Genomic DNA, 24,272 nt, shown 5'->3' with positions numbered 1-24,272 from the left:
CGTCGCACCGATCCATCGGTCCATTGCTTGCTCATGTGCTAGGTGCGCCCCGGACTCGCGCACTTCAGCGACGAGCACCACGGAAGGCGATCGTCTTCGCAGATGCTTAGGAGGTTTACTATGATCCGGAAGATCACCGCGCTCGCTTGCACGCTCGCGCTGGTCCCCGCACTGGCGTTCGCGCAGCAAACGACACCACCGACGCACGACACGACCACGCGGATGGACACGACGACCCGCATGGACACGACGAGCAAGGTGACGCAAGACACGTCGTACGGGAAACTCGGTTCGCCGATGACCACGGCCAAGAATCCTGGCCTAACGAGCGACCAGGTGAAGCAGTTGCAGAAGGCCATCAACTCGAACGGATGCGACGCTGGATCGGCTGATGGCGTGTGGAGCGCCAAGACCGAGCAGGGCGTCCAGTGCATCCGTCAGCAGAAGAACATCACGAGCACCGACATCAACGACGTGCTGAAAGCCCTGAATCTCAGTTTCACAGTGAAGAGTGACTCGTCGAGCATGCCGCACGACACGACCAGCCACTGACGCCTCCATTCGCCTTCCCGGTCCGGCACCAGCGGCACCGGGGGGCGCTCCGGGGCGCCCCGCGCGTCCGCTGATGTCAGAACCCCCATGCCCGATCGTTGGGCATGGGGGTTTCTGGCATCAGGCGGCCGGCTGTTTTCCGAGGGCGACCGTTTGCATGAAGGCGTTGTACACGTCGGGGCGCCACCAGCCGCGCGACTCGCGCATGCGGCGCAGCGCTTCCTCGAACGGCAACGCGCCGCGGTAGCTGCGGGTCGTGGTGAGTGCGTCGAACACATCGACGATGCAAATGATCTGCGCCGCCAACGGAATCTCGTCGCCGCGCAGCCGGTCGGGATACCCCGAGCCATCGTACTTCTCGTGGTGCCATCGGATGATCGGCTTGAGATCCCACGGGAATTCCACCGTCGCGAGCAACTCGATCCCCCACACCGGGTGCATCTGCATGGTCGCGAATTCATCCGCCGTGAGCGGCCCGGCCTTGTTCAGGATCTCGTGCGGCACGCGGACCTTGCCGAGGTCGTGGAGATACGCGCCTAACCGAACGGTCGTCTGCTGCGTCTCGTCCAGGCCCAGCGCGCGCGCCACCTCGATCGCATACTGCGCCACGCGTTCGCAGTGGCCGAACGTGTAGCTGTCGGCCGATTCGATCGATTGACCCCAGTCGCGAACGATCGCCAGGAACGTATCCTCGAGATTCGCGCGCTTGGCATCGACATCGACGAGATCCCGGCGCGCGTCCAGGCGGCCGAACAACCGGTGCGCCGAGTTGAGCATGGTGAGCGCTTCCTGATTCCGCCCCATCGCTTGGAACAGACGCGCGAGCTCCCTTGAGCTTTCCGCCTCGCTGAGGACCGAGCCCGTCGACACCGCGTGATCGATGGCGGCCCGCAGGCGCGACTCGGCAAGGGCGTAGCGCCCCGTCTCGCGGAACACGACGCCGATCACTTTGTACGCGTCGGCCTTGTCGAGCCGCGCGCCCAGTTGATCGAAGATGCCTAACGCAGCTTCGGCGCCCCGGCGCGCGGTGTCGTACCGCTGGCGGGCGAGATGCACCTCCGCGTTGTTGAGCAGGCACAACCCGCGCAGGTGGACGTCGCCGATCGACTCGGCGATGGCGATGCTCTGCGCATAGTAGCGATCCGCGTCATCCCATTGCTCGCGGTCCGCACTGAGCATGCCGAGGTTATGGTAGGCGATGGCGCAGCCTTTCTCGTCGCCGAGCGTCCGGCACGCATCGAGCGAGCGCTGATAGTGCGCCAGCGCAGCGACGACGTCGCCCTGCGTGTTGGCGAGGACGCCGAGATTCTGTTCCACACGCGCTCGCAGCTCGAGTACATCGCCGCCTAACTCGAGCGCCTGGTGGAACGTGTCCCGGGCGGACGCGATTTTGCCCGCCTCGAACTCGAAGCCCGCGAGAACGTTCAGGGCTTCCGCAGCAAGCAGGAGGTGCTGCGCCTCCATGGCCACGTCGCGGCTGCGCTCGCACAGCGCTCGCGCGCGCGTGGCGTCGTTGCGGTGATGGTGCAGGACCGCCAACCGGCGCAGCGCTTCCGCCAGCACCGTCTTCTCGCCACTCGTCTCCGCCGCTGCGACGGCGCTGTCGTATGCATCCATTGCTTCGGGAATGCAGCCGGATCGCTCGCACTCCCGCGCCCGGACAAGCAGATCGCCGGCGCGGTAGGGGTACTGCGCGTTCCCCCACCGCGTCGGCGATTGTGCGAGACCGACGCCGGAGCGCGTCGGGATCGTGTGTGACACTTACGTCCTCACCAGGCGATTGCGTACCGCGAGAAGTGATGCACCTGCCCGCTCACGCGGCGTGTCAGCAGGTTGTCGACCGACAGCAAGTACGACAGGATGTTCAGCTTGCTGTCGGTGTACGCGATGCGTTTCGGCAGGAGCACCGGAACGATCGGACATGCGCTGTAGTCCAGCGTGAGCTGCGGTAGATGATTGGGGTTGAACTGCAGCCCTTCAGGCTGGAACTGCACCGACACCACCTTGTCGACCGGGGCCGAACCAATGATCCGCACCGGACTCGACAACGCGCCGGCCGGGATCACCAGCTTGTGCTTGCCCATCGTGATGACACCGCCGGCCGAGCCGACGACCTCGGTGTCTGCCGCGAACGGCTGCGGCGTGCACTGAAACAGCGTACCGACCAGGCTGGTCGCCGTATTGAGGATCGGCGTCAGGATCGGCAGGTTCAGCGACTGATTGGTCTTCGGAACCTCTGGCGTGGAGATCCCGGTCGGGCCCATGTCGGAAAAGCAACTGGCGCTCGTGGCGATGAGCACCGCCGACAGGACAAGCATGCGCATTCTGGTTCGCAGCATAGGGTCTCCGTTGCACGTGCACTGGGTGACTTGGCCATTCGCCGGCTTGGCGCCGCCGGCGCGGTGACCCCACCTGGGATCGCGCCCAGACCTAAGGCAACCGCCGTACCGGAAAGTCAGAATGACCGATTCGCCGCGCGCGGTACGATACCTATCAGTGGCTAAAGCAGTTCTGCTGGCTGGTTTGCACGCGCCGTCCGCCGGAGCGGTGTCTAAGAGCTGGACACCGTTGTTACAGAACGCGCCCGGGGGGCACGGGTGCGTTAGACGGGGCTAACTGCGAGGGTGGGGTTGTTTTGCGACAGCACCTGCCGCGGCTGGGAAACGGAAGGCGGCCTGCTATGTGGCGGCTATTGGGGTCGGACTGGTCGAGTTGGCGTCGTCCATCGCCGGCAGCGAGAGGCTGAACACGCTGCCGCCGCCTTTGCGGGGTTCATAGCGTAAATCGCCGCCTTGCGCTTGTGCGAGCCCTCGAGCGATCGCCAAGCCCAGGCCAGCGCCGCCTTTGCGGCCGCCAGCGCGAGTGTCGGGCTGATAAAAAGGATGGAAGATCCGCTCTGCTTCCGAGGGTGGCACCCCCGGGCCGCGATCGGACACCGCGAACCAGATCGCGTCGCCACGGCGGCACACGTCGAGATCGATGGTCGTACCCGGCGGTGCATACCGATCCGCGTTCTCGATGAGGTTCACGAGGATGCGCATCGATTGGACGAAGTCGAACCGGCCGAGCAGCGCGGGCTGTTCGAGGTTTAGCCGCGGCGTTTGCAAGCGCCCGTCGAGCGATTGGCCTAACTGACGCACCACCGCGCCGATGAGGTCTTCGGCGGTGTTGAGCTCCACGCGCACCGGGAAGGGACCGGCTTTCATGCGCGACAGGTCGAGCAGGTCGCCCACCATTCGGCTCAGCCGATCGGCTTGCTCCTCGATGACGGCAGCGCTCGGCTCGCCGCGGCCGGCGGCGTCGTGGGCGAGCGCCTTGATCGCCGTGAGCGGCGTGCGCAGATCGTGCGACACCGATGCGAGCACGAAGTCCTTCATGCGATCGGCTTCGCGCAGGGCGGTCGCATGGTCGGCTTCCGTCTCGAGGCGGAGGCGCTCGACGCCTAACGCTGCGTAGTACGCCAATGCACCGAGAAAGCGCCGCCGGGCGCGACCGCGCGCGATCGGCTCGGAGGACGCGACGTGCAGCACGCCGACGGTGCGCGCATTCACGAGCAGCGGCAGCACGAGCGTGCGCGCATCGTCCGCGTCGACCCCCAGCCCATCATCGGCCACCGCCGAGACGCCTCGCTGGATCTCGCCGCCGGGCCCGATGGCGGCGGCAAATCCGCGTTCACCGACCCAGGCGGCGAGCTCGCGGTCGCCGGCATCGAGGGCGCCCGCGTCCTGCCCGGCGCTGGCGATCGGTTCGTCGCCTAACCGCGAATTGTCCCAGGCAAAGATGCTGCAGCCGACCGCGTTCAGCGTACGATGGACGATTTCTGCAATGGCGTGCAGCGCATCGGACGCACGGCCGGCGTTCAGTGCTTCCGCGCCCAGTCGCGACAGCCATGCGACTTCATCGGCGCGTTGCCTCGCGCGGCTCGCGGCTTCCTGCGCGCGAACGAGCAGCTGCGTGGCCACCGCGGCCACGACGAGGAACGAGATCAGCGCGACCCAGTCGAGTGGTTTGTCGACGTTCCACTGGTCGAATGGCGGCTGAAAGTAGTAATCGATGAGCAGGAAGCCGGAGCACGCCAGGGTCAACCCGAGCGCGCGTCCGCCGCTCACGCTGCCGCCTAACACGATCAGCAGATACGCGAGCGCGACGTGCCCTTCGTTGATGTCGGTGCGCACGTAATACATGGCCACGGTAGCGGCCGTCAGAATGGCGCTCCAGATGAACCATGGTCGTGCGACGGGCCACACGCGCGTCAAACGTGCGCGCGCGTCCGGGCTGAACGGTTGGAATTCGATCGTCATCGAAGGGCCGGCGTCGTATCGATCCGCAGCATGTGGCCAACCTCTCCCGTTTCTGAATGTACACGGTGCAGCCCGGTTCGCCGAGCGCGCTGCGTGCGTTCGGGTACTACACCGCAGTCAGCTCCAGGAAGAGGTTGTTCAAGGACTCGGCAAGCGTTGGATGCGCGAGCACCGCGTCGCGCAGCGCGGTGTATGGCAGGCCGCCCATCATGGCGAGCTGAAGCATGCTCATGATCTCGCCGCCCTCGATGCCGAGGATGGCGCAGCCGAGGATCAGGTGGCTGTCTCGATCGACGATGGCTTTCATGAAGCCGCGCGATTCCGCCGTCTCGAGCGCCCTAGCCACTTTCGACATCGGCATCGTCGCGACGGCAATGCGGCGTTGTTGATCGCGCGCCTCGCGCTCCGTCATCCCGACCCGGCCCAGCTGGGGATCCATGAACACGGTGTACGGCACGAGCCGGCCGGCGATCGACGCCGAGCCGCCCTCGAGCAGGTTCGTGCGCAGAATCCGGAAGTCATCGTAGGAGATGTGTGTGAAAGCCGGGCCGCCTTTCACGTCGCCGACGGCGTAGACGCCGGGAGCCGTGGTTGCGAGATGGTCATCGACGCGGATGTGACCTCGTTCGTCGAGCGCGACGCCCGCACGCTCGGCGGCGAGCGTGTCTGTGTTAGGCACACGCCCGGTGGCCACCAGGAGATGCGTCGCCGTGATGCGCCGGTCGCCGTCGCGCGTTGCGGCGCCGAGACTGATTCCGTTAGGCGACTGCTCGACGCCGGTGGCGCGCGCGTCGAGGACGAGGTCGATGCCGTCCTCGCGCAGAATCGACGCGACTGCCTGCGCGACGTCCTCGTCTTCGTGGCCGAGGAGCCGCGGGCCGTGCTCGACGATCGTGACACGGCTGCCGAATCGGCGAAACATCTGCGCGAACTCGACGCCTACGTACCCGCCGCCGAGGACGAGCAGATGTGCCGGCAGCACCTCCAGGTCCATGACGGAGGTCGAATCCAACGTCGACACCTGCTCGAGCCCGGGAATGGCGGGTCGTGCAGGACGAGCGCCGGCGTTGATGATGATCGTGGAGGCGGCCATCTTGCGCGTCGAACCGTCTGACGCGCGCACTTCTACGCGACGTTCTCCGACGAAGTGGGCATCGCCGAAGAGAATCTCCACGCCGGCGCGAGTGATCGAGTGTTCGCTGCTCTGTCTGAACTCGGACACGATGGCGCGCTTGCGCGCGACGACGGCAGGCAAGTCGACTGTGACGTTGCCGCACCGGACCCCGAAATCCGCCGAGCGCTTCGCGAGATATGCGACGCGCGCGCTCGCGATCATCGTCTTGGTGGGCGTGCAGCCTTCGTTGATACAAGCGCCACCGATATGACGCCGCTCAACCAACACGGTGCGGCGACCGGCTCGCGCGAGCGCGCCCGCGAGCGGACCTCCACCTTGGCCCGATCCAATGACGAGTGCATCGACGTGTACATCGGTCATGCGCAGTGCTCCGTTGGGAAGGCAGTCGAGGGTCCGCCGAGTAACGCTCATCGAGCATGCAGCAGCGAATCAAGGCACCATCTGCCGGACTCGAACCGCGCTGGCGAGAACGCGAATTGCTTGAGAGGCTGGTCCGCCCTTGGGTCGGCCAATCGAGGCTTGCCATCGGGCTGATGAGTGGTATCTACTTCGATTCGGGCACCGATGCGCGGCGCCCGAACTGCCGCGCACTCAGCGGCAGTCACTCCAGCCGCTCGACCGATGACCCAGACTCAGTTGAATGCAGCCCCTCCCGCGGCCGATCGGATCGCTGCCATGCTCGAGGAAGCACGTGCACGCACGCTGCTGCTCATCGAGCCATTGAGTGAGCAGGATCTGCACCTGCAGCACGATTCGCTGATGAGTCCCGTGATCTGGGACCTCGGCCACATCGCGCACTTCGAGGAGCTGTGGTTGACGCGCAACCTGGACGGGCCCGTGGAGTTCGTCGAGATGCCGGGCCTGTACAACCCGTTCGAGCATCCTCGTCGCGTGCGTGGCGCGCTCCCGCTGCCGAGCCTGCGCGAGTGCCGCGCCGAGATGCACGAGATTCGTGGGCGCGTGCTCGAGCGCTTGCGCGCCGTGGACTTCGAGGATGGCGGCGATCTGCTGCGGGATGGCTACGTGTACGCGATGGTCGCGCAGCACGAATACCAGCACGACGAAACGATACTGCAGACGCTGCAGCTCAAGACGGGCGCACCGTACCGCGCGCCGCGCCGCGTGCGTCTGCCGGCGGCGCCGGCGCTCGCGCCTAACGATGCGCCGATGGTGTGCTTCCCCGGCGGGCGCGTCCCGATGGGAACCAACGACCGGACCCGTGCGTACGACAACGAGCGGCCGCGCCACGAGGTCGACATCCCGCCATTCTGGATCGACGTGTATCCGGTGACTAACGGAGCGTACCTGTCGTTCATGGACGCCGGCGGGTACGATAACCGCGCCTGGTGGTCGGACGCCGGGTGGCAGTGGCTCCAGGAAGCGCGCGTGTCCGCGCCGAAGTACTGGGAGTGCCGCGACGATGGGTGGTTCACGCGCAGCATGGATCTCGTCGAGCGCGTGGATGCATCGAAGCCGGTCTGCCACGTGTGCTACCATGAGGCGGATGCGTTTGCGCGCTGGGCCGGAAAACGCCTGCCGACGGAAGTCGAATGGGAAGCGGCCGCATCCTGGGATCCAGACGCCGGTTGCGCGCGTTCACATCCCTGGGGAGAGGAGCCGGCGACCATCGAGCACGCGAATGTCGACCAGTTGTCGTTCGGCACCGCGCGTGTAGGCGCCTATCCACGCAACATCTCGCCGATCGGCTGTCAGGGAATGATCGGCGATGTGTGGGAGTGGACATCGAGCGACTTCACAGGATACCCGGGATTCGAGAGCTATCCGTATCCGGAGTACTCCGAGGTGTTTTTCGGCGACGAGTACAAAGTGCTGCGCGGCGGCTCCTGGGCCACGCGTCCGGGAGCGATCCGCAACACGTTCCGCAATTGGGACTATCCGATTCGGCGCCAGATCTTCAGCGGATTCCGCTGCGCGCGGAGTGAGCCATGACAGCAGCCGCGGTGCGTCCGCCGTCTCCGTTGATCGAGGAAGTGCGTGACGGATTGTCGCGCGCGCAAAAGGAGCTCTGGCCCACGCTGTTCTATGACCGGCGCGGGTCGGAGTTGTTCGAAGAGATCACGCAGCTCCCCGAGTATTACCTCACGCGCACCGAGCGCGCGCTGCTGGCGACGCGGATGCCGCCGGTGATCGCGCGGCTGGCGCCGCGCACGTTGGTGGAGTTAGGCGCGGGCAGCGCGGCCAAGACGCGCCTGCTGCTCGATGCCATGCGCGCCGGCGGCGAGGCCGCGGCGTACGTGCCGGTCGACGTCAGCGCGGATTTTTTACGCGAGTCGGTGGTAAAGTTAGGCAGTGAGCTCCCGGGGCTGCGCGTGGTGCCGGTGGTGGCAGACATCAGCGCCGGCCTCGGCTTGCCGCGCGGGATGCCGCGGCCGGTGCTGTTCGCGTTCCTCGGCAGCACCATCGGCAATTTCGAGGAGCAGGACGCGATCGCGCTGTTGCGGCGCGTGCGCGATGCCATGTGTCCGGGCGACCACTTCCTCCTCGGCGTCGACCTGCAAAAGGACAGCCGGGTGATCGAAGCGGCGTACAACGACTCGAGCGGCGTGACGGCCGCGTTCAACGCGAACGTCTTGCGCGTACTGAATCGCGAGCTCGGCGCCGATTTCGATGTGCGCGATTTCTTTCACCGCGCGTGGTACAACCGCGAGGCGCATCGCATCGAGATGCACCTCGTCGCTCGGCGCGCGCTCGACGTGCACATCCCGCACATCGGCCGCGTGCCGTTCAGGGCAGGCGAGTCGATTCGAACGGAGATCAGCTGCAAGTACGACCGCGCGAGCGTACAGCGCATGTTCGACGACGCGGAGTTGGTCCTCGATGCATGGCTTGCCAACGAGGATCCAGCCTATGCGCTGGCGATCGCATCGCGCGGACCGCGCCGGTGACGAGCATTCCTCGCGGCGCGCGCGGACGCGCGCTCCTCGCGGCGGACCTCGCGCGACGGAGCTTCGCGCCCAACCGGGCGTCGACGCGGCGGATCGGCGCCGAGGTGGAGCTGCTGCCCATCGACAGCAGCACGCGCTGCATCGCGCCGCTCGAGGGTGAGCGCGGTGTGCTCGCGGTGCTGCGCCGGTTCGGCGCGTCGCGCTGCTGGTCGGAGACGCGGACCGAGAAAGGCACGCCGTCGTTCCATTTGCCTAACGGCGGCCGGTTGACGTTCGAACCGGGCGGGCAGCTCGAATACGCGGCACCGCCGGCCAGCGGCGCATCCGTCCTCGCCGGCGACATCAGGTCGGCACTGGAGCCGCTGCGACGTTACGCGTCGGCGGAGGGATTGGAGCTCGTGGCCGCCGGCATCGAGTCCGAGCGCGACGTGTGGTCGACGCCGCGGCAACTCGAGGCCGAACGCTATCAGCGCATGGAGACGTATTTCGCCGCCATCGGGCCGAGCGGCGCGCGGATGATGCGTCAGACGGCATCGTTCCAGGTGTGTCTCGACATCGGGGACTCGGATGCCGGACGACGGCGCTGGCGCATGTTGAACGCGGCCACGCCGTACATCGTCGCGATGTTCGCGAATTCGCCGCGATACGACGGTATTCTGACCGGGCACCAGAGCGTCCGTGCGGCGTGCTGGCGGCGGCTCGATCCCTCGCGCACCGGCGTGATTGGCGGCGACGATCCGGTGGCAGCGTACCTCGGGTTCGCCCTGGGGGCGCCCGACATGATGCGGCGTACTCGCGATGGGACGTACCGCTCGTTCGGTGACTGGATGGAGGCGGGCGACGCGACGCTCGACGAGTGGCATCGCCATCTCTCGACGCTGTTTCCGGAGGTGCGGCCGCGCGGCTACTTCGAGGTGCGCGGGGCCGATGCGATCGACCCGGCATGGTGCATCGCGCCGCTGGCCCTGTTAGGCGGCCTGGCGTACGATCGAACCGCGCTCGCCGACGCGCTGGACGCGTTGCACGCCCCCGGCGATCTACTGGAGTGCGCGGGCTACGCGGCGCTGCGCGATCCGGCGATCGCGGCGGTGTCCGTGCAATTGGTGGAGATCGGCCTGCAGGGATGCGCGCGCCTCGGCCCGGGATTCATCGCCGAGCCGGATCTGGCGCTCGCGCGGTCGTTCTTCGATCGATACACGCTGCGGCGCCGCTCGCCGGCAGACGACTGCCGCGACGCCGCCGCCTCGTCGGCTGCCTAACGTAAGTCACATCGCGAGGCGGGCGTTGTCGTAGGTGGGATCTCCCGTCACCTCTCGATCGACGTGCGGCGCGAGCCACGACGGCGGCGGCGGCGCATCGTCTGGTTGGGCCAGCTCGACCTCGGCCAATGTCAATGGTCGGTCGAGAAACTCGTCGATCGTCCATTCGACGTCGCCCTCGCGCACCAGATAACGGCGCTTGTGCACGCGCCGGCCGGCGGTCAGCGGCCACAGCGCATCGAACAGGTTCCGATCGATCTGGTCCTCCAGCTCCAGGCGCACCAGGCCATTTCCACCCTTGACCGTGCGATACCACCGCGTGACGCCGTCGGCGACGACCGCACGAACGCGTTCAGTGACGTGCCCGCCGGGCAGGTAGCCCTGCGCGATGTCCTGGACCGTGGTGGCCGGATCGCCTAACGGACCAGACGGAAGATCGCTGAGCAGGTACTTCCGCTCGATCTCGGTTCCCGCGGCGCGGCGCTGCGCGAGCCGTCCCGCGAGCTCGCGAACGCGATCGACGAACGGCCGCGACGCCGAGCCTGACCACTCGACCGTGAACGCGCCGAAGAGCGATTCTTTGCGCGCGTGGAGGCGCCGCGCCAATTCGAGCAGGCCCGCACGCGGGTCGCGGCTTCCTGAGGCAGTCGAGCGGACGCCAGCGAGCGAGCTGCCGTCGCGCACCATCGCGGCCAGACGCTGCGCTGCTTCGTGCGCCGCATCTTCCATTGCATCAGCGACGATGCCTCCAAAGAGGTGCGCGTCGTGCAAGTCGCCCAGCGTGTCCTGCAGCACGCGCAGCCGGTCGACTAACGGAGCGGCATCGGGCACAATCTCCGCGAACGGCTCGAGCGCGTACCGCAGATGCTTTGACGCGATCCGCGCGCGGTGCGCGCACCGCTGATCCACCGCATCGTGCACGCGCGCGAGTCTGCGCTCAAACCCATCGACGAGTGCTGCGAGTCGGAGTCCGAGCACGTGCGCGGCGTTCGGTGGAACCACGGGCTCGTCCAGGTGCACCGTGAGCTGCCAGGTGGACAGCGCGTGCTCGAGCCCCTCGCAAAGCGGCTCGAGCTGATCGGCGAGCCGCGCGTGCATCCGGGCGTCCTGCTCTTGCTTGGAAGCGCGCATCCGTTCGAGCAGCCATGCAGCGCCAGCGCGCTGGCGGCGAGTCAGCGAAGGCAGCTCGCGCTCGATCCACTCGATGTGGACTTGGGCGTCACGCCCGGCGCCGGTGGCCTTTGCCAACCGCCGCAGTTTCCGACGGCGTTTCTTGGAGAGGCTGTCGTCGAGCTCGTCATGGAAGGTGCGGTCGCAGCTTCGGAGCCGGCGGAGCGCGACACGAAGGTCGTGAAGCGCATCGGGCGCGCGTTCGTCGTCGCGGACATCGTACGCGGCGCGCGCTGCGGCGACATGCGCGAGCGCGATGCGTCGCGCTGTCTCGGCGGCGGGCCGATCCAGCGCGTCAGCGGGAAGCGAGATGTTCACGGCGGGCCAACGGGCTTTCGCCCGCGGTTATGTCTGGTTGGTTACTGGTGCTGACGAAACCAGAAAAAGGCGAGCTCTCCCACAATGAACGCCGCGACGGAGGCGAGCAGCACCGCCTCGGCCTTGGACGGTGCGGGGATCGATCGGAGCCAGCGTGAACGGCGGCGATAATCGTACATGAACGCTCTCGGTCGCATGCGCGCGGGAGTGCAACAATGTGATGCACCAGATGGCGCGTCAAGTCAGGAAATATTAACAGCATGACCGCATATCTGTTACAACGGATTTCGGGGACGGCATTTGTTTCCATCAGAAAGCATAGTGCACCGTCCCGTAGAATGAGCGCGGTTGTCCCGGGGACACGACGTGCCCTGCCACAAGCTCCGGGTACGCCTTGTCGAGCACGTTTCGCACGCCGACCTCGAGCTGGGCAACGCCGATCTGAATGAGGCCGCCGACGTGCAACAGGCCGTACGCTGGAAGCACGACCCCCGGCTCGTCGAACGGAGAGTACGGGCCGACGACATTTGTGCTAACGCGAATCCGCCAGGGCTGCGCGCGCGGCGTGAACTGCAAGGATGCGATGCCCACGTACTGGGCGGTGTTGTACACGCGGAGGCCCGACAGCGTATCGATGACGGACGGATCATCTTCTTGCTGCGTGATCAGCCGGTTGTAGCGGGCGTCGTTGAACGTCCAATCGGTCGACATCGAGAGCATGGGCGCGATCGGCGCCTCGAGCTCGACCTCGACGCCCTGGCGGCGGCTCGCGCCGCCGTTGCTCGACGCGCCGCTGAGCGGATTGAATGTCTGCTCGTTGCTGACATCCATACGGAAGACCGCGAGGGACCCGTGCACGTCGTTGTGATCGAGCTTGAGTCCGCTCTCGTACGCCCACGCGGTGATGAACGGGAGCGACGGGTCATCGATGATGCCATCGGTCGAGCGGAATCCGCGCGATACGTTCGCGTACACGCCCAGCGCATCCGTTAGGCGGAAGAGGGCGCCGAGTTTCGGCGACACGATGCCGCGGCTGTCGCCGGCCGTGAATTCGCCCTCCGGTGTGGAATGCGTGTCGACGAGATCATAGCGCGCGCCGAGGCTGAGCCGCAGTCTCGACGTCGCGTCGATGTCCGATTGGACGAACATCGCGCCCGACGTCTGCTTCGCGTGGACCAGCGTGGCAGCGGAGTCCGGCACGCGGTCCGTGGAGAACCAGTTCTGGTAGTGCGACTCGTCCCAGCGCGACTCCAAGCCGACCGTGAGGTCGGTGTGGGGAAGACTCCACGTGAGCGCACTGGTGGCGCCGAGTCCTGTGCGGTGATCGACTTCTTCGGTTTGGCTCCCGCTGCCCTCGAAGCGTCCGCCCGCCGGCGGAATGGTGAGAAAGAATTTCCAGTTGCCTTGCGTCGAGTACAGCGTGGTGCGCCACAGCATGGGGCCAGACAATAGTCTGAGACTGATACGTTCCTGTGCGCGATATTTTCGTCCGCCGTCGGTGGGATTGGACACGATGTCGTAGTCGCGCGCGGCAAACTCGTCTTCGCTGAGGAAACCGGGCGATTTCCATTGGGCGCCGTAGAGCTCGATGCCGCCGTCGATGCGCCAGGCGGACGAGAGGTCGTGTACGACGCGGAAGTGTCCCTGTTCGACATCGGACCGACTGTTAGGCCGCCAGCCGTCCTCGTGGTCCCAGCGGGCGCCGAATACGCCGCCGCCTTCCGGGCCGTGGTCGAAGCCGGTGAGGACGGTTGCATCGATGTGTCCTGCCGTGCCGGCATCGACCGTCGCTTCGCTGCCCTGCATGCGTTCGAGCGTGTGGACGTTCACGATGCCGGCGAGCGCGAAGTTCCCGAACAGCGCGCTCGTTGGGCCTTTGATCACGTCGATCGCTTGGACGGCGGAGGGAAAGATGAGTCCCCAGTCGTTGTAGCCTTCAGCGTGTCCGTTGATCGGCTCGTTGATGGGCACGCCATCGATCCAGAGGGCCAGATCCGTCGAATGGTCCGAGCTGAAGCCGCGAATCGACGCATCCGATGCGAAGCCGGGGCCCTGGCCCTGGAGGTGCACTTCGATGCCGGCGCTCTGTCGAAGGAGGTCCCATGGAGACGTCGCCGGCGTGAGCGCGATGACCGATGGCGAGACGGTGATGGCGGACTGCGGCTCGTTGCGTCGCACCGGGGCCGCGGTGACGGTCACGGTGGCGAGGCGCCTCGCGGTGGTGTCGCGTCGTACGACAGTGCCGCGTCGCACGACGGTGTCGCGTCGAGTCGTGGTATCGCGTCGGGTCGTGGTGTCGCGGGCGACCGTGTCGCGCGGCGTGGTCTGGGCGAAGGCCGGTGCGGCGCAGGCGAGCGCGAAGACTGCGGTGGCCACGCTTGTCCTCGACCGGCGATTCCGGCTCTCGGTTAGGCAGCAGAGCATGTGTCGTCCCGTATGTCGCGACCGTGGATCCGGCGTGGGACGGCACTGGGGCCATCGAAACCGGCGCGGTCAATCTCTTCAGAGTGCGCGCGACACGCGCCACCGGAGGACCGTTAGGCCGCGGTGGCACCGACGTGAGCGAGCGCGTGAGTGAACAGCGGCGAGGCGCGTCGCGCCTCGGGCGTGCATCACGCGATGGCGGGAGGTCCGTTGGCGAAGGGACGGGCGTGCGGCGCCGGCACCGGATGCGTCACCGGCGCGGCGGGAGTGTCGACGCGCAGCACGCGAACACCGGCGCCGGCGAGCGTCACCGACACCGCCGGGATACCGGCGAACGTCGCACCGGCGCAATCGCCGACGCAGGTGCAGTCGTGGTGCGTCGGGCCGGGCTGCTGGTCGGGGTTGTGCGGGAGCTGCGCCGCGCCGGCCATCGTCTGCCCGTTGGGCATGACCATGAGGCCGGCAACGCCGTCGTGCATCGGGCACCGATGCATGGCGGCAACCGGTTCGCTCACACACAGCACGAACCAGATCGCCAGGAGCGCGGAGCCGATGCGGGTGTACCAGCGGCGACGCATGGACGTAATGTCACCGCCCGACGTCTCTGACGCTAGGCCGTGCGGCCTCGCAGCTCAGAGATGAATGGTCGTGTCCCGGGGATGCTTGGCAGTATCGGAGGGATGCGTCGTGGTGTCGGATCGATGCTTAGTCGAGTCCGGCGCGAGCGTGGTCGTTGTGACGATGGCGGAATCATCGAGCGCGACAATGCGACCATCGCGTTCCACACTGAATCGCGTGCTGGCGCCGCCGGTGATCTCGACGCGATAGCAGCCCGGGTCGAGCGAGAGCGGACCGATGTGGGTTTCGTATCCGCGCGGAGGCACGCCGTAGGTGACGGTGTCGGGCGGGGCGCCCTTCGCGCCGCGATCACCGAAGGTCCAGTACGGCGTTCCGTCGCCGCAGCGCATGACCGTAAGGCCGTAGAAAAAGTCCGACGTGCGGCGCAGCAGTGCGAGATGAAAGAGAGGCAGTGGCCGCGCCGCGGGCGCAGTGTTGGGCGCGCCCGGATGGTCGCACGATGCCGCGGCGGCCACGGCTACTACTAATAGTGTAAGCGACACGCCGCCAACGAGTCGATGCGAGAGGCAGCGCCTCTTCAACCCGGCGTGCACGGCGGTCATCTTGCTCATGAGGAAGCGGCGCACCGGAGCTGCGCCGCGGTCACTGAAAGGGACTGAGGAGACTCGATGCGGCAATCGAAGGATACAGGAGGGCGGCGCGCGGCCGCGCGCGGCGTGTCGCGGGCGGCCGTCGCGAGACGCGCAGCGATCGCGTGTGCATCGGTGGCGCTATGCGTCGTGGGCGCGAGCGGATTCGCCGCGTTCCACACCCACCTCAAACGTTCGGCGCCGAGCAACGGGTCCACGTTAGGCGTACCGCCCAAAGCGCTCGAGTTCTGGTTCACCGAGAAACCGGAGCTGGCGGCGACCAGCGTCACGCTCAGCACGGCGGCCGGCGCGCCGGTTCCATTGGCGCCGCTCTCGTTGTCCGATGGCAGCGACACCGCGGCAGTCGTGGCCGCCGTGCGTGGTCCGTTAGCACCGGGGCCTTACCTGATCCGGTGGCGCACGATGGCCCGCGACGGCCATCCGGCACGCGGCGAGCTGACATTCACGCTGTCACCGTCTCGGTGATGCCCTCGAGTGGATCTCCAGTGAGCGGCGATCCATCGGGGGCTTCGAGCACGAAGCCGGCGTCGCGAATCATCTCCAGGTCGTCGCGCGCCGCCTGGCCGGGCGTGGTCAGGTAGTCGCCGATGAAGATGGAGTTTGCCGGATAGAGTCCCATCACCTGCATCGATCGCAAGTGCACTTCGCGTCCGCCGGCAATACGGAGCTCCTGCGATGGGAGCAGCAGCCGGAAGAGACACAAGACGCGCAGACAGCGGCGCGGGTCGAGCGCGCCGCGATCGGCGAATGGCGTGCCTGCAATCGGAATCAGGAAGTTGAGCGGGACGCTGCGCACCTCGAGCGCGCGCAAGGAAAGCGCGAGGTCGATGATGTCATCGTCGGACTCGCCCATGCCGACGATGCCGCCTGAGCAGGTCTTGAGCCCGGCGGCCCGCACGTGCTCTACCGTTAGGCGGCGGTCGTCGAAGGTGTGCGTGCTGCATACTTCGGCGTGGAACCGTTCCGAGGTGTTCAGATTGTGATTGACCTGCGTGACGCCCGCGTCGCGCAGGCGGCGCGCCTGCTCTTCGCTCAGCAATCCGAGACACGCGCAGACGCGCAGGTCGTACGTGCTGCGGATGGCGCGTACCGCGTCCAACACTTTCTGAAAGACCCGCTCGCCGGGCGTGCGACCGGAGATCACGAGACAGAACGTGCCGGCCTTGACGCTTGCCGCGCGCTCGGCCGCGGCGAGGATCTTTTCGCGCGCGAGCAGCGGATACTTGGCGATTTCCGCCGTCGAGATCGCCGACTGCGAGCAGTAGTGGCAGTCCTCCGGACACAGGCCGCTCTGCGCGTTGAGCAGGAAGTGCAATCGCACGCGGTTCTGCCAATAGTGGCGCCGCACGCGGTAGGCAGCGGCGAGCTGCGCGAGCAGCGCTTCGTCCGGCGCCGCGAGCACTGCGCGCGCATCTTCGCGCCTAACGATTTCGCCGGCCAGCGACTGTCCGGCGAGCGCATCCCAATCGCGGAATTCGTACTCGTACGTCATCGATTCACACGTCCTTCGTCGACAGAGTGTCCGAGCCTGGCGCGGGCGATCAGCTCGCGCAGTCTGCTTGCCGCGGCGGTGCGCGCCAGCGACGCATGGTCGGCCGGCGCGGGGAGCCAAGGGAAGCTCACCACCGGCGTATCCGGAAGCAACGCCTGGAGCGATTCGAGGTTCGTGGCGCGTGCAACATCCGGCGGGGCGCCGTCGATTTCATTCAACACGACGCCGAGCACCGGCACGGCGGCATCTCGTAGTGCGTACACCGTGAGCAGCGTGTGGTTGATGGCGCCGAGTCGATTGGCCGCGACGACGATTGCATCGAGGGCCCAACGCCGGAAGAGCGTGACATAGGTGTCGCGTTCGGTGATCGGAACGAGGACGCCGCCGGCGCCCTCGACGAGCACCGCATCGGCGTCGGTCGAAAGGCGGCGCTGCGCGCCGTCGAGGACGTCCATCGAGATCGCGCGGCCGGCGCGTCGTGCGGCCATCCACGGAGCGAGCGGTTCGCCGAGCACGATGGGACACACATCGCGCATCGGCGCGGCGGTGCCGGCAGCCGACGCGAGCGCGCGTGCGTCGGATGCCGGGTCATCGGCGGCGACGCCGGTCTCGACCGGTTTCATCGCGGCGACGCGAAGTCCGTCGGCACGCATGAGGCCGAGGAGCGCGCGGCTGACGGTGGTTTTGCCGACGCCGGTGTCGGTTCCAGTCACGCCTAACCGGATCATCTGGACTCGAGAAAGCGCTCGATGACGCGATAGATCACGGCGAGATCGTCGGCGGTGGTGCAGAACGGCGGCAGCACGTAGACGACGTTGCCGAGCGGGCGGAGCAGCACGCCGTTGCGGAGCGCGAATGCGCCAAGTTCGCTGCCGACGGAGCTGAGATACCCCTCCTCGCCATCGACGTCGAATGCGGCAATGGTGCCGAGCACGCGCGTTCGACGCACGCGCGGGTGCGCCGCGAGCCGCGCCATGTGCTCGCGATGCGCTCGCTCGATGGCCTCGCGGCTCCGCGCCGAGTCGGCGTCGAGGAGCGCGAGGCTGGCGCGTCCGGCGGCGCACGCGATGGGATTGGCCGTATACGAGTGTCCATGAAACAGCGTCCGCCGGCGATCCTGACTCCGAAATCCCTCGAAGATGCGCTCCGTCGTGATCGTGGCGCCGAGCGGGAGCGCGCCTCCCGTTAGGCCCTTGGACAGGCACATGATGTCGGGCGCGACGCCGGCGCGCGCGCAGGCGAAGAGGGGTCCCGTGCGTCCGAACCCCGTCAGCACCTCGTCGGCGATCAGGAGCACGTGCGCCTTGGCGCAGCACTCGGCGAGCGCGCGCAAGGTGTGCTCGGACCAGACGCGCATGCCGCCGGCGCCGAGCAGCAGCGGTTCGACGATGAGGGCGGCGAGCTCGGAGCCGCGCCGGTCGATGAGCGTGCGTAAGGCGGCGACGGTGTCCCCATCGACGGGATCGGGGAGCCGCTCGACGGACCAGAGGCGGTCGGCAAAGGGATCAGTGAACGTGCCGCGGGCGCTCACGCTCATGGCGCCGAAGGTGTCGCCGTGATAAGCGTGTTCGAGGGCGGCGATGAGCGGGCGGCTTTCGCCGTTGTTGCGCCAGAACTGGAGCGCGGTCTTGACCGCGACCTCGACGGCGGTCGAGCCGTCGTCGGAGAAGAACACGCGCGTTAGGCCGGGCGGCAGCACGTTCACGAGCTCGGCGGCGAGGCGCGCGGCGGGTTCGTGGGTGCACCCGGCGAAGATCACCTGCTCGAGGGTGGCCGCCTGCTCGGCGATTGCGGCGGCGATCGCCGGATTGCAGTGCCCGTGGAGCGTGACCCACCACGAGGAAATCGCGTCGAGCAGGACGCGACCATCGGCGGTATGCAGACGTGCGCCCTCGGCGCGGACGATTGGGACCGGCAGTGGTGCGGTGCCGTGTTGGGTATACGGGTGCCAGACGTATCGCGCGTCGAGCGCGGCCCACGCGGCGGCGGTCACGAGCCGCGCCGCGGCAGCAGGTCGCCGAGGGCTTCGAGCAGGCGCGCGATCTGTTCGAGCGTGTGGGCCGCGCTGGCGGTGATGCGCAGCCGCGAGCTGCCTAACGGGACGGTCGGCGGCCGCACGGCGCCGACGAGCAGGCCGCGCGCCCGCAGCGCGGCGCCCAGCCGAGCCGTTTCGGCGGCGTCGCGGATGATCACGGGAATGATGTGCCCGTCGGCGCTGCCGGCGGCATCGTAGCCGAGGGCGCGCAGGCCGTCGCGGATCGAGCGCGCGTTGGCGCGCAGGGCATCGCGGCGCCAGGGTTCCGTCTCGACGATGCGCAGGGCTTCGAGCGTGCCCGCCGCGAGCGCGGGCGGCGCGGCGGTTGTGAACACGAACGCGCGGGCGCGATTGAGCAACCAGTCGCGCAGCGGGTGCGAGCCGGCGATGAACGCGCCGGTGGTTCCCATAGCCTTGCCAAGGGTGCCCATGGCGACGTCGACGTCGCGCTCGACATCGTAGTGCTCGGCCGACCCGCGGCCGGTTGCGCCTAACACACCGGTGCCGTGGGCGTCGTCGACGTAGGTGTACGCGCCGTGCTCGCGCGCCAGCGCCACCAGCGCGTCGAGGGGGAAGACGTCGCCGTCCATCGAAAACACGGCGTCGACGACGATCCATCGACGACCCGTGTGGCCGGCGTCATCGCGCAGCAGATCGTCGAGCCGATCGACGTCGAGATGCGGAAAGATCCTGACCTCGGCGCGCGACAGCCGGCATCCATCGATGAGTGACGCATGGTTGAGGGCGTCGGCGTAAATGATGTCGCCCCGGGAGGCGAGCGCCGGTATCGCACCCGTGTTGGCGGCGTAGCCGCTGGAAAAGAGCAGCGCGGCTTCGGTCCCCTTGAACACGGCGAGCGCTCGCTCGAGCTGCTCGTGGAGCTCGTTCGTTCCGGAAATGAGTCGGGCGGCGGCCGCCCCCGTGCCTTCACGCGCGAGCGCGGCCGCTATCGCACTGGCGATACGCGGATCGCCGGCCAGGCCCAGGTAGTCGTTAGACGAGAAGTCGACGGCCGCGCGCCCGTCGGCGGACACAGCGGCGCCCCGGCGGCCGCGCACCGCATGCGTCTCGCGGCGCAAGTCCGCATGGTCGAGCACGGCGAGGTCGCGGCGAAGCAGAGTATCGAGCGCCGAGGAAGATTGTGCGATCGCACGAGTTGGCATGGTGCGGAGACTACGCGCGCTGATGACGCGCGGTCAAGCGCTTGCGGTACCGGTTCTTCTCCTGAGCGAGTGGCCGGGATGCTGTTCCCTCATGGCTTGCATCTACGTTCATGAAGACGCGGACACAGCAGGACACAACGGACAAAGCACCGACAAAAATCAAAGCCTTGGTGTTGCTCGTGTCGTGTCCGTTGTGTCGTGCTTTGTCCGCGTCTTCATGAGCGTAGCACTCTGACCGTCCGGCACGCCTCACGATCCATGTTCTACCATTCGTTCGATTTTTTTCCCGACCACGTTCCCGGGAATTCCCGAAGAGCCCAACAAACAACGAATGATGTTCACGAGCCGAGCTGGATCCAGCGCGGAGCAGCCGAGCGATCCAAACTGTACCTCTATCCTTGCGGGACGTTGTATTGACGCCGCGAGTGCCTCGGCGTAGCATCGCAAAATGGAGGGGCGCGCGCGGCGGGCTCGCGATGCGACCCGATCTGGCCGACGAGCGCGGAGTGAGATCGAATGAGTAGCGACGTGACGCGCCGAGAGTTCGTGATTGGCACGGCGGCCGCAGCGGCGGCCGCGACCATCTGGCCGCGACGCGCGCTGGCTGCACGGCGGCGATGGTTCTCGGGCGCTGCGAGCGACCCCAGCATTGTGCAACCATTCGATCTCGCGCGCGTCCAACTGCGCCCCGGTCCGTTTCTCGATCAAACTGAAATTGCGCGCCGTCATCTGCTGAGCATCGATCCCGACCGGCTGCTGCACATGTTCCGCATCACAGCCGGTCTTGCATCATCGGCCCAACCTCTCGGCGGTTGGGAAGCGCCGGTGAACGAGCTGCGCGGGCATTATACCGGGCACTTCATGTCGGGGTGCGCGCTCATGAGCACGAGCATGCGCGATCCGGAACTGCGGAAGCGCGGCGCGTACGTGGTGAGCGTCCTGGCGCAGTGCCAGCAAGCACATGGCAACGGGTACGTCAGCGCGTTTCCCGAAGAGTTCTTCGACCGATTGCGCGAAGGGAAGAACGTGTGGGCGCCGTTCTACACGATCCACAAGATCATCGCCGGGCTGTTGGACACGTACGCGTACACCGGCAACGCGCAGGCGATGACGGTGCTCACGGGTCTGGCCGCGTGGACGCGCGGCTGGGTCTCTCCGTTAGGCGACGAGGCGATGGCGCGCGTGCTCGAGCGCGAGTACGGCGGAATGAACGAAGTGCTGTACAATCTCTCGGCGGTGACCGGCGATGCGCAGTGGGCGCAGCTGGCGCACCGGTTCGACCACGAGCGGGTGTTCGCGCCGCTGGCCATGGGGCGCGACGAGCTCAAGGGACTGCACGTCAACACGACCATTCCCAAGATCATCGGCGCGGCGCGCCGGTACGAGGTCGTCGGCGATGCGCGGTACCACGCAGTCGCCGATTACTTCTGGCGAGAGGTCACGGGGCATCGCGCGTACTGCACCGGCGGGACGAGCAACGGCGAAGGATGGCAGGCGGAGCCCGATGTGCTGTCGACGCAATTGAGCGGATACACGCAGGAATGTTGCACGACGTACAACATGCTCAAGCTGACGCGCCATGTATTCGGTTGGACTGCCGATCCGCGGTGCGCGGACTTTTACGAACGCGCGCTGTTCAACGGCATCCTGGGGACGCAGCATCCGGCCGACGGGATGACGCTGTACTATGTGCCGCTCGCATCGGGCTACTGGAAGTTGTTCGGTCATCCGAACGAGTCGTTCTGGTGCTGCAACGGGACGGGACTCGAGTCGTACTCGAAGTTCGGCGACAGCATCTATTTTCACGACGACGCGGGCGTGTACGTGAATCTGTTCATCGCGTCGGAGCTGGACGATCGGGAGCGGGGCGTGCGCCTCACGCAAGAGACGCGGTTTCCGCTCGAGGAATCGACGCGCCTCACCGTGCACTGCGCGCGCCCGACGCGCTTCGCGATGCGCGTGCGTGTGCCTTACTGGGTTGGGCGCGCCGGTTCGGCGACGCTCAACGGCCGGCGGCTGGACGCGTTCGCGGGTCCGAGCAGCTATCTGGTGGTCGACCGCACGTGGAAGGATGGCGATCGGCTGGAGATGGCGCTGCCGATGGGCCTGCACGCGGATCCGACGCCGGACAATCCGGCCGTGCAGGCCCTGATGTACGGGCCGCTGGTGCTCGCCGGCCGGTTAGGCAGCGCCGGCTTGACACCCGATGTGCTGCGCGCCGAGCCCACGAAGCCCCGCACCGTCCCCGAGTACAAGGCCGATCCCGTGCCGGCGCCGTCGTTCACGGCATTGGACGCCGATCCGTCGGCGTGGATCACGAAGCGGTCGGCCGCCGGAGCGCCGCTCGAATTCCACACCGTTGGGCAGGCGACGGACGTGACGCTGGTGCCGCTCAACACGGTCATCGACGAGCGGTACGCGGTGTACTGGAACGTGACGCCGCGCGGCGCATGAACGGCCGACGGCGCGGGGCCGAGTGACGGGTCCCGTCTCGCGGCGGGACGCCCTCAAGATTCTTGGCGCGACCTCCGCAGGCGCGCTCCTCGGCGCGCCTAACGGTGGGTTGTGCGGCGCAGAGGCCGTGGCGCGGGCCGCGGCGCCCATCGAGGTGCTCCCGCTCACGTCCACGAGCGAGGTATTCGTTCCGCCGCGCGGACGCGCCTACGACAAGTTCAGCTTGGATTTCCCCGAGCCGTCGGTCGCGTTTCAGGGCTACCGCTTCGGCGTGCTCGTGTTCACGTACGAGAACGTCTACGGGCTGGACGGCGGCGCAATGCACGCAGCATCCGTCGGCGACGGAATGCGCGTGGATTGCGATCGGCTGGTCTGGGCGGGCGGACAGGAGCACACGTCAGGCCGCGTGACGCTCGACCTGCGGCGAGAGGGGGAGCGCGCGCTGACGTGGACCGTGCGCGCGTCCATGCCGAAGCGCATCAAGGCGATCACGACCATCGTGCGCGGCGTGCCGCGCGGGCGCGTCTCGGCATCGGGCGCGCCGTTTTTCGATCCGCACGACGACGAAATGCTGCTTGGCTATCCGTTCAGCGGCGGCGATCTCTTTGGCCCGGGCGAGGCGGGCGGCATGCCCACGCCGCTCGCGATCATCCAGACGAGCGACGGATCCTTCATCTCGATGTCCTCGCTCGATGATCGCGTGCGGACTAAACGCTTCTACTTTCAGCCTGGCGAACGCGCATATCGCGTCGAGGCCGTGCACGAGACCGAGGGCTGGCTTCCCCAATCCGATGTGACCACACCGACGTGGCGCTTGGCGCGGGAGACGACGCTCGCCGCGGCGGTGACGCCTCACTTCGCGCACCTGCGCGAGGCCTATCGCCTAACGCAGTGGGATGCGCGTCGAGACGTGCCCGACTGGCTCCGCCGCACGGCGCTCGTGCTGACGCTGCACGGCATGCATTACACAGGCTATGTGTTCAACGATTTCGCGCGCATGCTCGAGATCGTGCGTTGGGCAGCGGCGCGCATTCCCGGCGAACGCATGTTGGCGTTTCTGCCATCGTGGGACGGCCGGTACTATTGGGATTATCCGCGGTACCGCGCGGCCGATCGGTTAGGCGGCGAAACCGGACTGCGGCGTCTCGTGGCGGAAGGCCACGCGCTCGGCGTCAAATTCATGCCGATGTTCGGCGCGAACGCGGCAAACCGGCACGCGGAACACTTCGCCCGGATCGCCGGCGCCGCGACGGCAAAGATCGACGGCGACCCACTCGACGTGAATTGGGTCGACTGGGACAACGACCGTCATCAGGAAGGATGGCTGTCGTACATGAATCTCGGCATCGATGCATGGCGCAGCTGGTTGTCCGCCCGGATTCTGGATGCGATCGAGCGATACGATGTGGACGCGTACTTTCTCGACATCGCTGGCGGATGGGTGAACAACCCGCACGCCGACATGCACGAGGGCACGCGCCGGCTGGTGCACGACATTGCGCGCGCACATCCGCACGTGCTCGCCTGCGGCGAGATGCACTACGATGCCTTGCTCTCGTTCCTGCCGCTCTACCAGTCGTTCTCGCAATGGGAGGTTCGCGACCAGGTCGAGCGGTATGCGCGGTTCTTCCAGCATTTGAGTCATCCGGCGCCCGGGCGCGGCAGCAGCGGTGTGCACGAATCCGGATTCAACGCGTGGAACCCGCACACGCTGTCGCTTCGCGAGGGGCAGATTCCGACCCTCGCCATCGTCGACGACACGTTCTCCAGGTACAGAAGCGAGATGGAAGCGGTGGTTGCGAGGGCGAAGGAGATGGCCGGCGCCTAACGCACG

At 67.2% G+C, this 24,272-nt stretch carries 20 protein-coding genes; 7 read left to right on the top strand and 13 right to left on the bottom strand.

Annotated elements, in window-relative coordinates:
* Window positions 1-120 precede the first annotated feature (120 nt).
* On the top strand, window positions 121-552 hold the full coding sequence (locus VFW04_14065) for a peptidoglycan-binding domain-containing protein (protein ID HEX5180457.1): 432 nt from the start codon (window positions 121-123) through the stop codon (window positions 550-552).
* A 120-nt stretch (window positions 553-672) separates the two neighbouring features.
* Here VFW04_14065 and VFW04_14060 read toward each other — a convergent pair whose 3' ends face one another.
* The 4 genes from VFW04_14060 to VFW04_14045 form a co-directional block, all read right to left on the bottom strand.
* Window positions 673-2,313, bottom strand: a complete 1,641-nt coding sequence (locus VFW04_14060; GenBank protein HEX5180456.1) for an HD domain-containing phosphohydrolase — start codon at window positions 2,311-2,313, stop codon at window positions 673-675.
* Window positions 2,314-2,321: 8 nt separating this feature from the next.
* Entirely contained in the window at window positions 2,322-2,852 is a 531-nt protein-coding gene (locus VFW04_14055; protein HEX5180455.1) for a hypothetical protein, read from the bottom strand.
* A gap of 378 nt (window positions 2,853-3,230) precedes the next feature.
* Window positions 3,231-4,853: an ATP-binding protein gene (locus tag VFW04_14050; GenBank protein ID HEX5180454.1), complete on the bottom strand. Its 1,623-nt coding sequence runs from the start codon at window positions 4,851-4,853 to the stop codon at window positions 3,231-3,233.
* A 106-nt stretch (window positions 4,854-4,959) separates the two neighbouring features.
* Complete coding sequence (locus VFW04_14045) at window positions 4,960-6,348, bottom strand: mercuric reductase (protein ID HEX5180453.1); 1,389 nt, start codon at window positions 6,346-6,348, stop codon at window positions 4,960-4,962.
* Between the two features lie 261 nt (window positions 6,349-6,609).
* Here VFW04_14045 and egtB point away from each other — a divergent pair, with 261 nt between their 5' ends.
* The 3 genes from egtB to VFW04_14030 are packed head-to-tail and all read left to right on the top strand — an operon-like array spanning window position 6,610 to window position 10,153.
* Window positions 6,610-7,938 carry an ergothioneine biosynthesis protein EgtB gene (egtB, locus tag VFW04_14040; GenBank protein HEX5180452.1) on the top strand — a complete coding sequence of 443 codons (1,329 nt, stop codon included), beginning with the start codon at window positions 6,610-6,612 and terminating at the stop codon, window positions 7,936-7,938.
* Window positions 7,935-8,894, top strand: a complete 960-nt coding sequence (gene egtD / locus VFW04_14035; GenBank protein ID HEX5180451.1) for an L-histidine N(alpha)-methyltransferase — start codon at window positions 7,935-7,937, stop codon at window positions 8,892-8,894. The genes egtB and egtD overlap by 4 nt, the downstream gene beginning before the upstream one ends.
* Window positions 8,891-10,153, top strand: a complete 1,263-nt coding sequence (locus tag VFW04_14030) for a glutamate-cysteine ligase family protein (GenBank protein ID HEX5180450.1) — start codon at window positions 8,891-8,893, stop codon at window positions 10,151-10,153. The genes egtD and VFW04_14030 overlap by 4 nt, the downstream gene beginning before the upstream one ends.
* A gap of 6 nt (window positions 10,154-10,159) precedes the next feature.
* On the opposite strand, the gene VFW04_14025 is transcribed toward VFW04_14030, so the two are convergent.
* From VFW04_14025 to VFW04_14005, 5 genes are all read right to left on the bottom strand, one after another.
* Window positions 10,160-11,641 (bottom strand): CHAD domain-containing protein, encoded by a 1,482-nt coding sequence (locus VFW04_14025; protein ID HEX5180449.1) that lies wholly within the window; start codon window positions 11,639-11,641, stop codon window positions 10,160-10,162.
* Between the two features lie 41 nt (window positions 11,642-11,682).
* Entirely contained in the window at window positions 11,683-11,820 is a 138-nt protein-coding gene (locus VFW04_14020; GenBank protein ID HEX5180448.1) for a hypothetical protein, read from the bottom strand.
* A gap of 130 nt (window positions 11,821-11,950) precedes the next feature.
* The gene (locus VFW04_14015; protein HEX5180447.1) at window positions 11,951-14,017 is read right to left on the bottom strand and encodes a TonB-dependent receptor; all 2,067 of its coding nucleotides are present in this window, start codon (window positions 14,015-14,017) and stop codon (window positions 11,951-11,953) included.
* A gap of 236 nt (window positions 14,018-14,253) precedes the next feature.
* Window positions 14,254-14,643 (bottom strand): hypothetical protein, encoded by a 390-nt coding sequence (locus VFW04_14010; GenBank protein ID HEX5180446.1) that lies wholly within the window; start codon window positions 14,641-14,643, stop codon window positions 14,254-14,256.
* 54 nt (window positions 14,644-14,697) lie between these two features.
* Window positions 14,698-15,186: a hypothetical protein gene (locus tag VFW04_14005; GenBank protein HEX5180445.1), complete on the bottom strand. Its 489-nt coding sequence runs from the start codon at window positions 15,184-15,186 to the stop codon at window positions 14,698-14,700.
* Between the two features lie 126 nt (window positions 15,187-15,312).
* On the opposite strand from VFW04_14005, the gene VFW04_14000 reads away from it, so the two are divergent.
* Window positions 15,313-15,759: a copper resistance CopC family protein gene (locus VFW04_14000; protein ID HEX5180444.1), complete on the top strand. Its 447-nt coding sequence runs from the start codon at window positions 15,313-15,315 to the stop codon at window positions 15,757-15,759.
* Here VFW04_14000 and bioB read toward each other — a convergent pair.
* From bioB to bioF, 4 genes are read right to left on the bottom strand one after another with little or no spacing between them, the layout of a single operon-like run.
* Complete coding sequence (gene bioB / locus VFW04_13995) at window positions 15,737-16,786, bottom strand: biotin synthase BioB (GenBank protein HEX5180443.1); 1,050 nt, start codon at window positions 16,784-16,786, stop codon at window positions 15,737-15,739. The two genes, VFW04_14000 and bioB, sit on opposite strands and share 23 nt — an antisense overlap.
* On the bottom strand, window positions 16,783-17,514 hold the full coding sequence (bioD, locus tag VFW04_13990; protein HEX5180442.1) for a dethiobiotin synthase: 732 nt from the start codon (window positions 17,512-17,514) through the stop codon (window positions 16,783-16,785). Before bioD ends, bioB begins: the two co-directional genes overlap by 4 nt.
* Window positions 17,511-18,779, bottom strand: a complete 1,269-nt coding sequence (locus tag VFW04_13985; GenBank protein ID HEX5180441.1) for an adenosylmethionine--8-amino-7-oxononanoate transaminase — start codon at window positions 18,777-18,779, stop codon at window positions 17,511-17,513. The genes bioD and VFW04_13985 overlap by 4 nt, the downstream gene beginning before the upstream one ends.
* Entirely contained in the window at window positions 18,776-19,984 is a 1,209-nt protein-coding gene (gene bioF, locus VFW04_13980; GenBank protein HEX5180440.1) for an 8-amino-7-oxononanoate synthase, read from the bottom strand. The genes VFW04_13985 and bioF overlap by 4 nt, the downstream gene beginning before the upstream one ends.
* Window positions 19,985-20,500: 516 nt before the next feature.
* On the opposite strand from bioF, the gene VFW04_13975 reads away from it, so the two are divergent.
* Together VFW04_13975 and VFW04_13970 are read left to right on the top strand one after the other, a co-directional pair.
* The gene (locus tag VFW04_13975; GenBank protein HEX5180439.1) at window positions 20,501-22,438 is read left to right on the top strand and encodes a beta-L-arabinofuranosidase domain-containing protein; all 1,938 of its coding nucleotides are present in this window, start codon (window positions 20,501-20,503) and stop codon (window positions 22,436-22,438) included.
* Window positions 22,439-22,460: 22 nt separating this feature from the next.
* Window positions 22,461-24,266 carry a hypothetical protein gene (locus VFW04_13970; GenBank protein ID HEX5180438.1) on the top strand — a complete coding sequence of 602 codons (1,806 nt, stop codon included), beginning with the start codon at window positions 22,461-22,463 and terminating at the stop codon, window positions 24,264-24,266.
* Window positions 24,267-24,272: the final 6 nt, after the last annotated feature.

It is taken from the genome of Gemmatimonadaceae bacterium (assembly GCA_036273715.1).
Lineage (GTDB): Bacteria > Gemmatimonadota > Gemmatimonadetes > Gemmatimonadales > Gemmatimonadaceae > JADGGM01.
This window is presented reverse-complemented; position numbering and strand designations above follow the sequence as displayed.

Coding starts and splice junctions, on each gene's coding strand:
- VFW04_14065 (HEX5180457.1), top strand. CDS start 121: ATGATCCGGAAGATCACCGCGCTCGCTTGCACGCTCGCGCTGGTCCCC.
- VFW04_14050 (HEX5180454.1), bottom strand. CDS start 4,853: ATGACGATCGAATTCCAACCGTTCAGCCCGGACGCGCGCGCACGTTTG.
- VFW04_14045 (HEX5180453.1), bottom strand. CDS start 6,348: ATGACCGATGTACACGTCGATGCACTCGTCATTGGATCGGGCCAAGGT.
- egtB (HEX5180452.1), top strand. CDS start 6,610: ATGACCCAGACTCAGTTGAATGCAGCCCCTCCCGCGGCCGATCGGATC.
- egtD (HEX5180451.1), top strand. CDS start 7,935: ATGACAGCAGCCGCGGTGCGTCCGCCGTCTCCGTTGATCGAGGAAGTG.
- VFW04_14020 (HEX5180448.1), bottom strand. CDS start 11,820: ATGTACGATTATCGCCGCCGTTCACGCTGGCTCCGATCGATCCCCGCA.
- VFW04_14010 (HEX5180446.1), bottom strand. CDS start 14,643: ATGCGTCGCCGCTGGTACACCCGCATCGGCTCCGCGCTCCTGGCGATC.
- VFW04_14000 (HEX5180444.1), top strand. CDS start 15,313: ATGCGGCAATCGAAGGATACAGGAGGGCGGCGCGCGGCCGCGCGCGGC.
- bioB (HEX5180443.1), bottom strand. CDS start 16,786: ATGACGTACGAGTACGAATTCCGCGATTGGGATGCGCTCGCCGGACAG.
- bioD (HEX5180442.1), bottom strand. CDS start 17,514: ATGATCCGGTTAGGCGTGACTGGAACCGACACCGGCGTCGGCAAAACC.
- bioF (HEX5180440.1), bottom strand. CDS start 19,984: ATGCCAACTCGTGCGATCGCACAATCTTCCTCGGCGCTCGATACTCTG.
- VFW04_13975 (HEX5180439.1), top strand. CDS start 20,501: ATGAGTAGCGACGTGACGCGCCGAGAGTTCGTGATTGGCACGGCGGCC.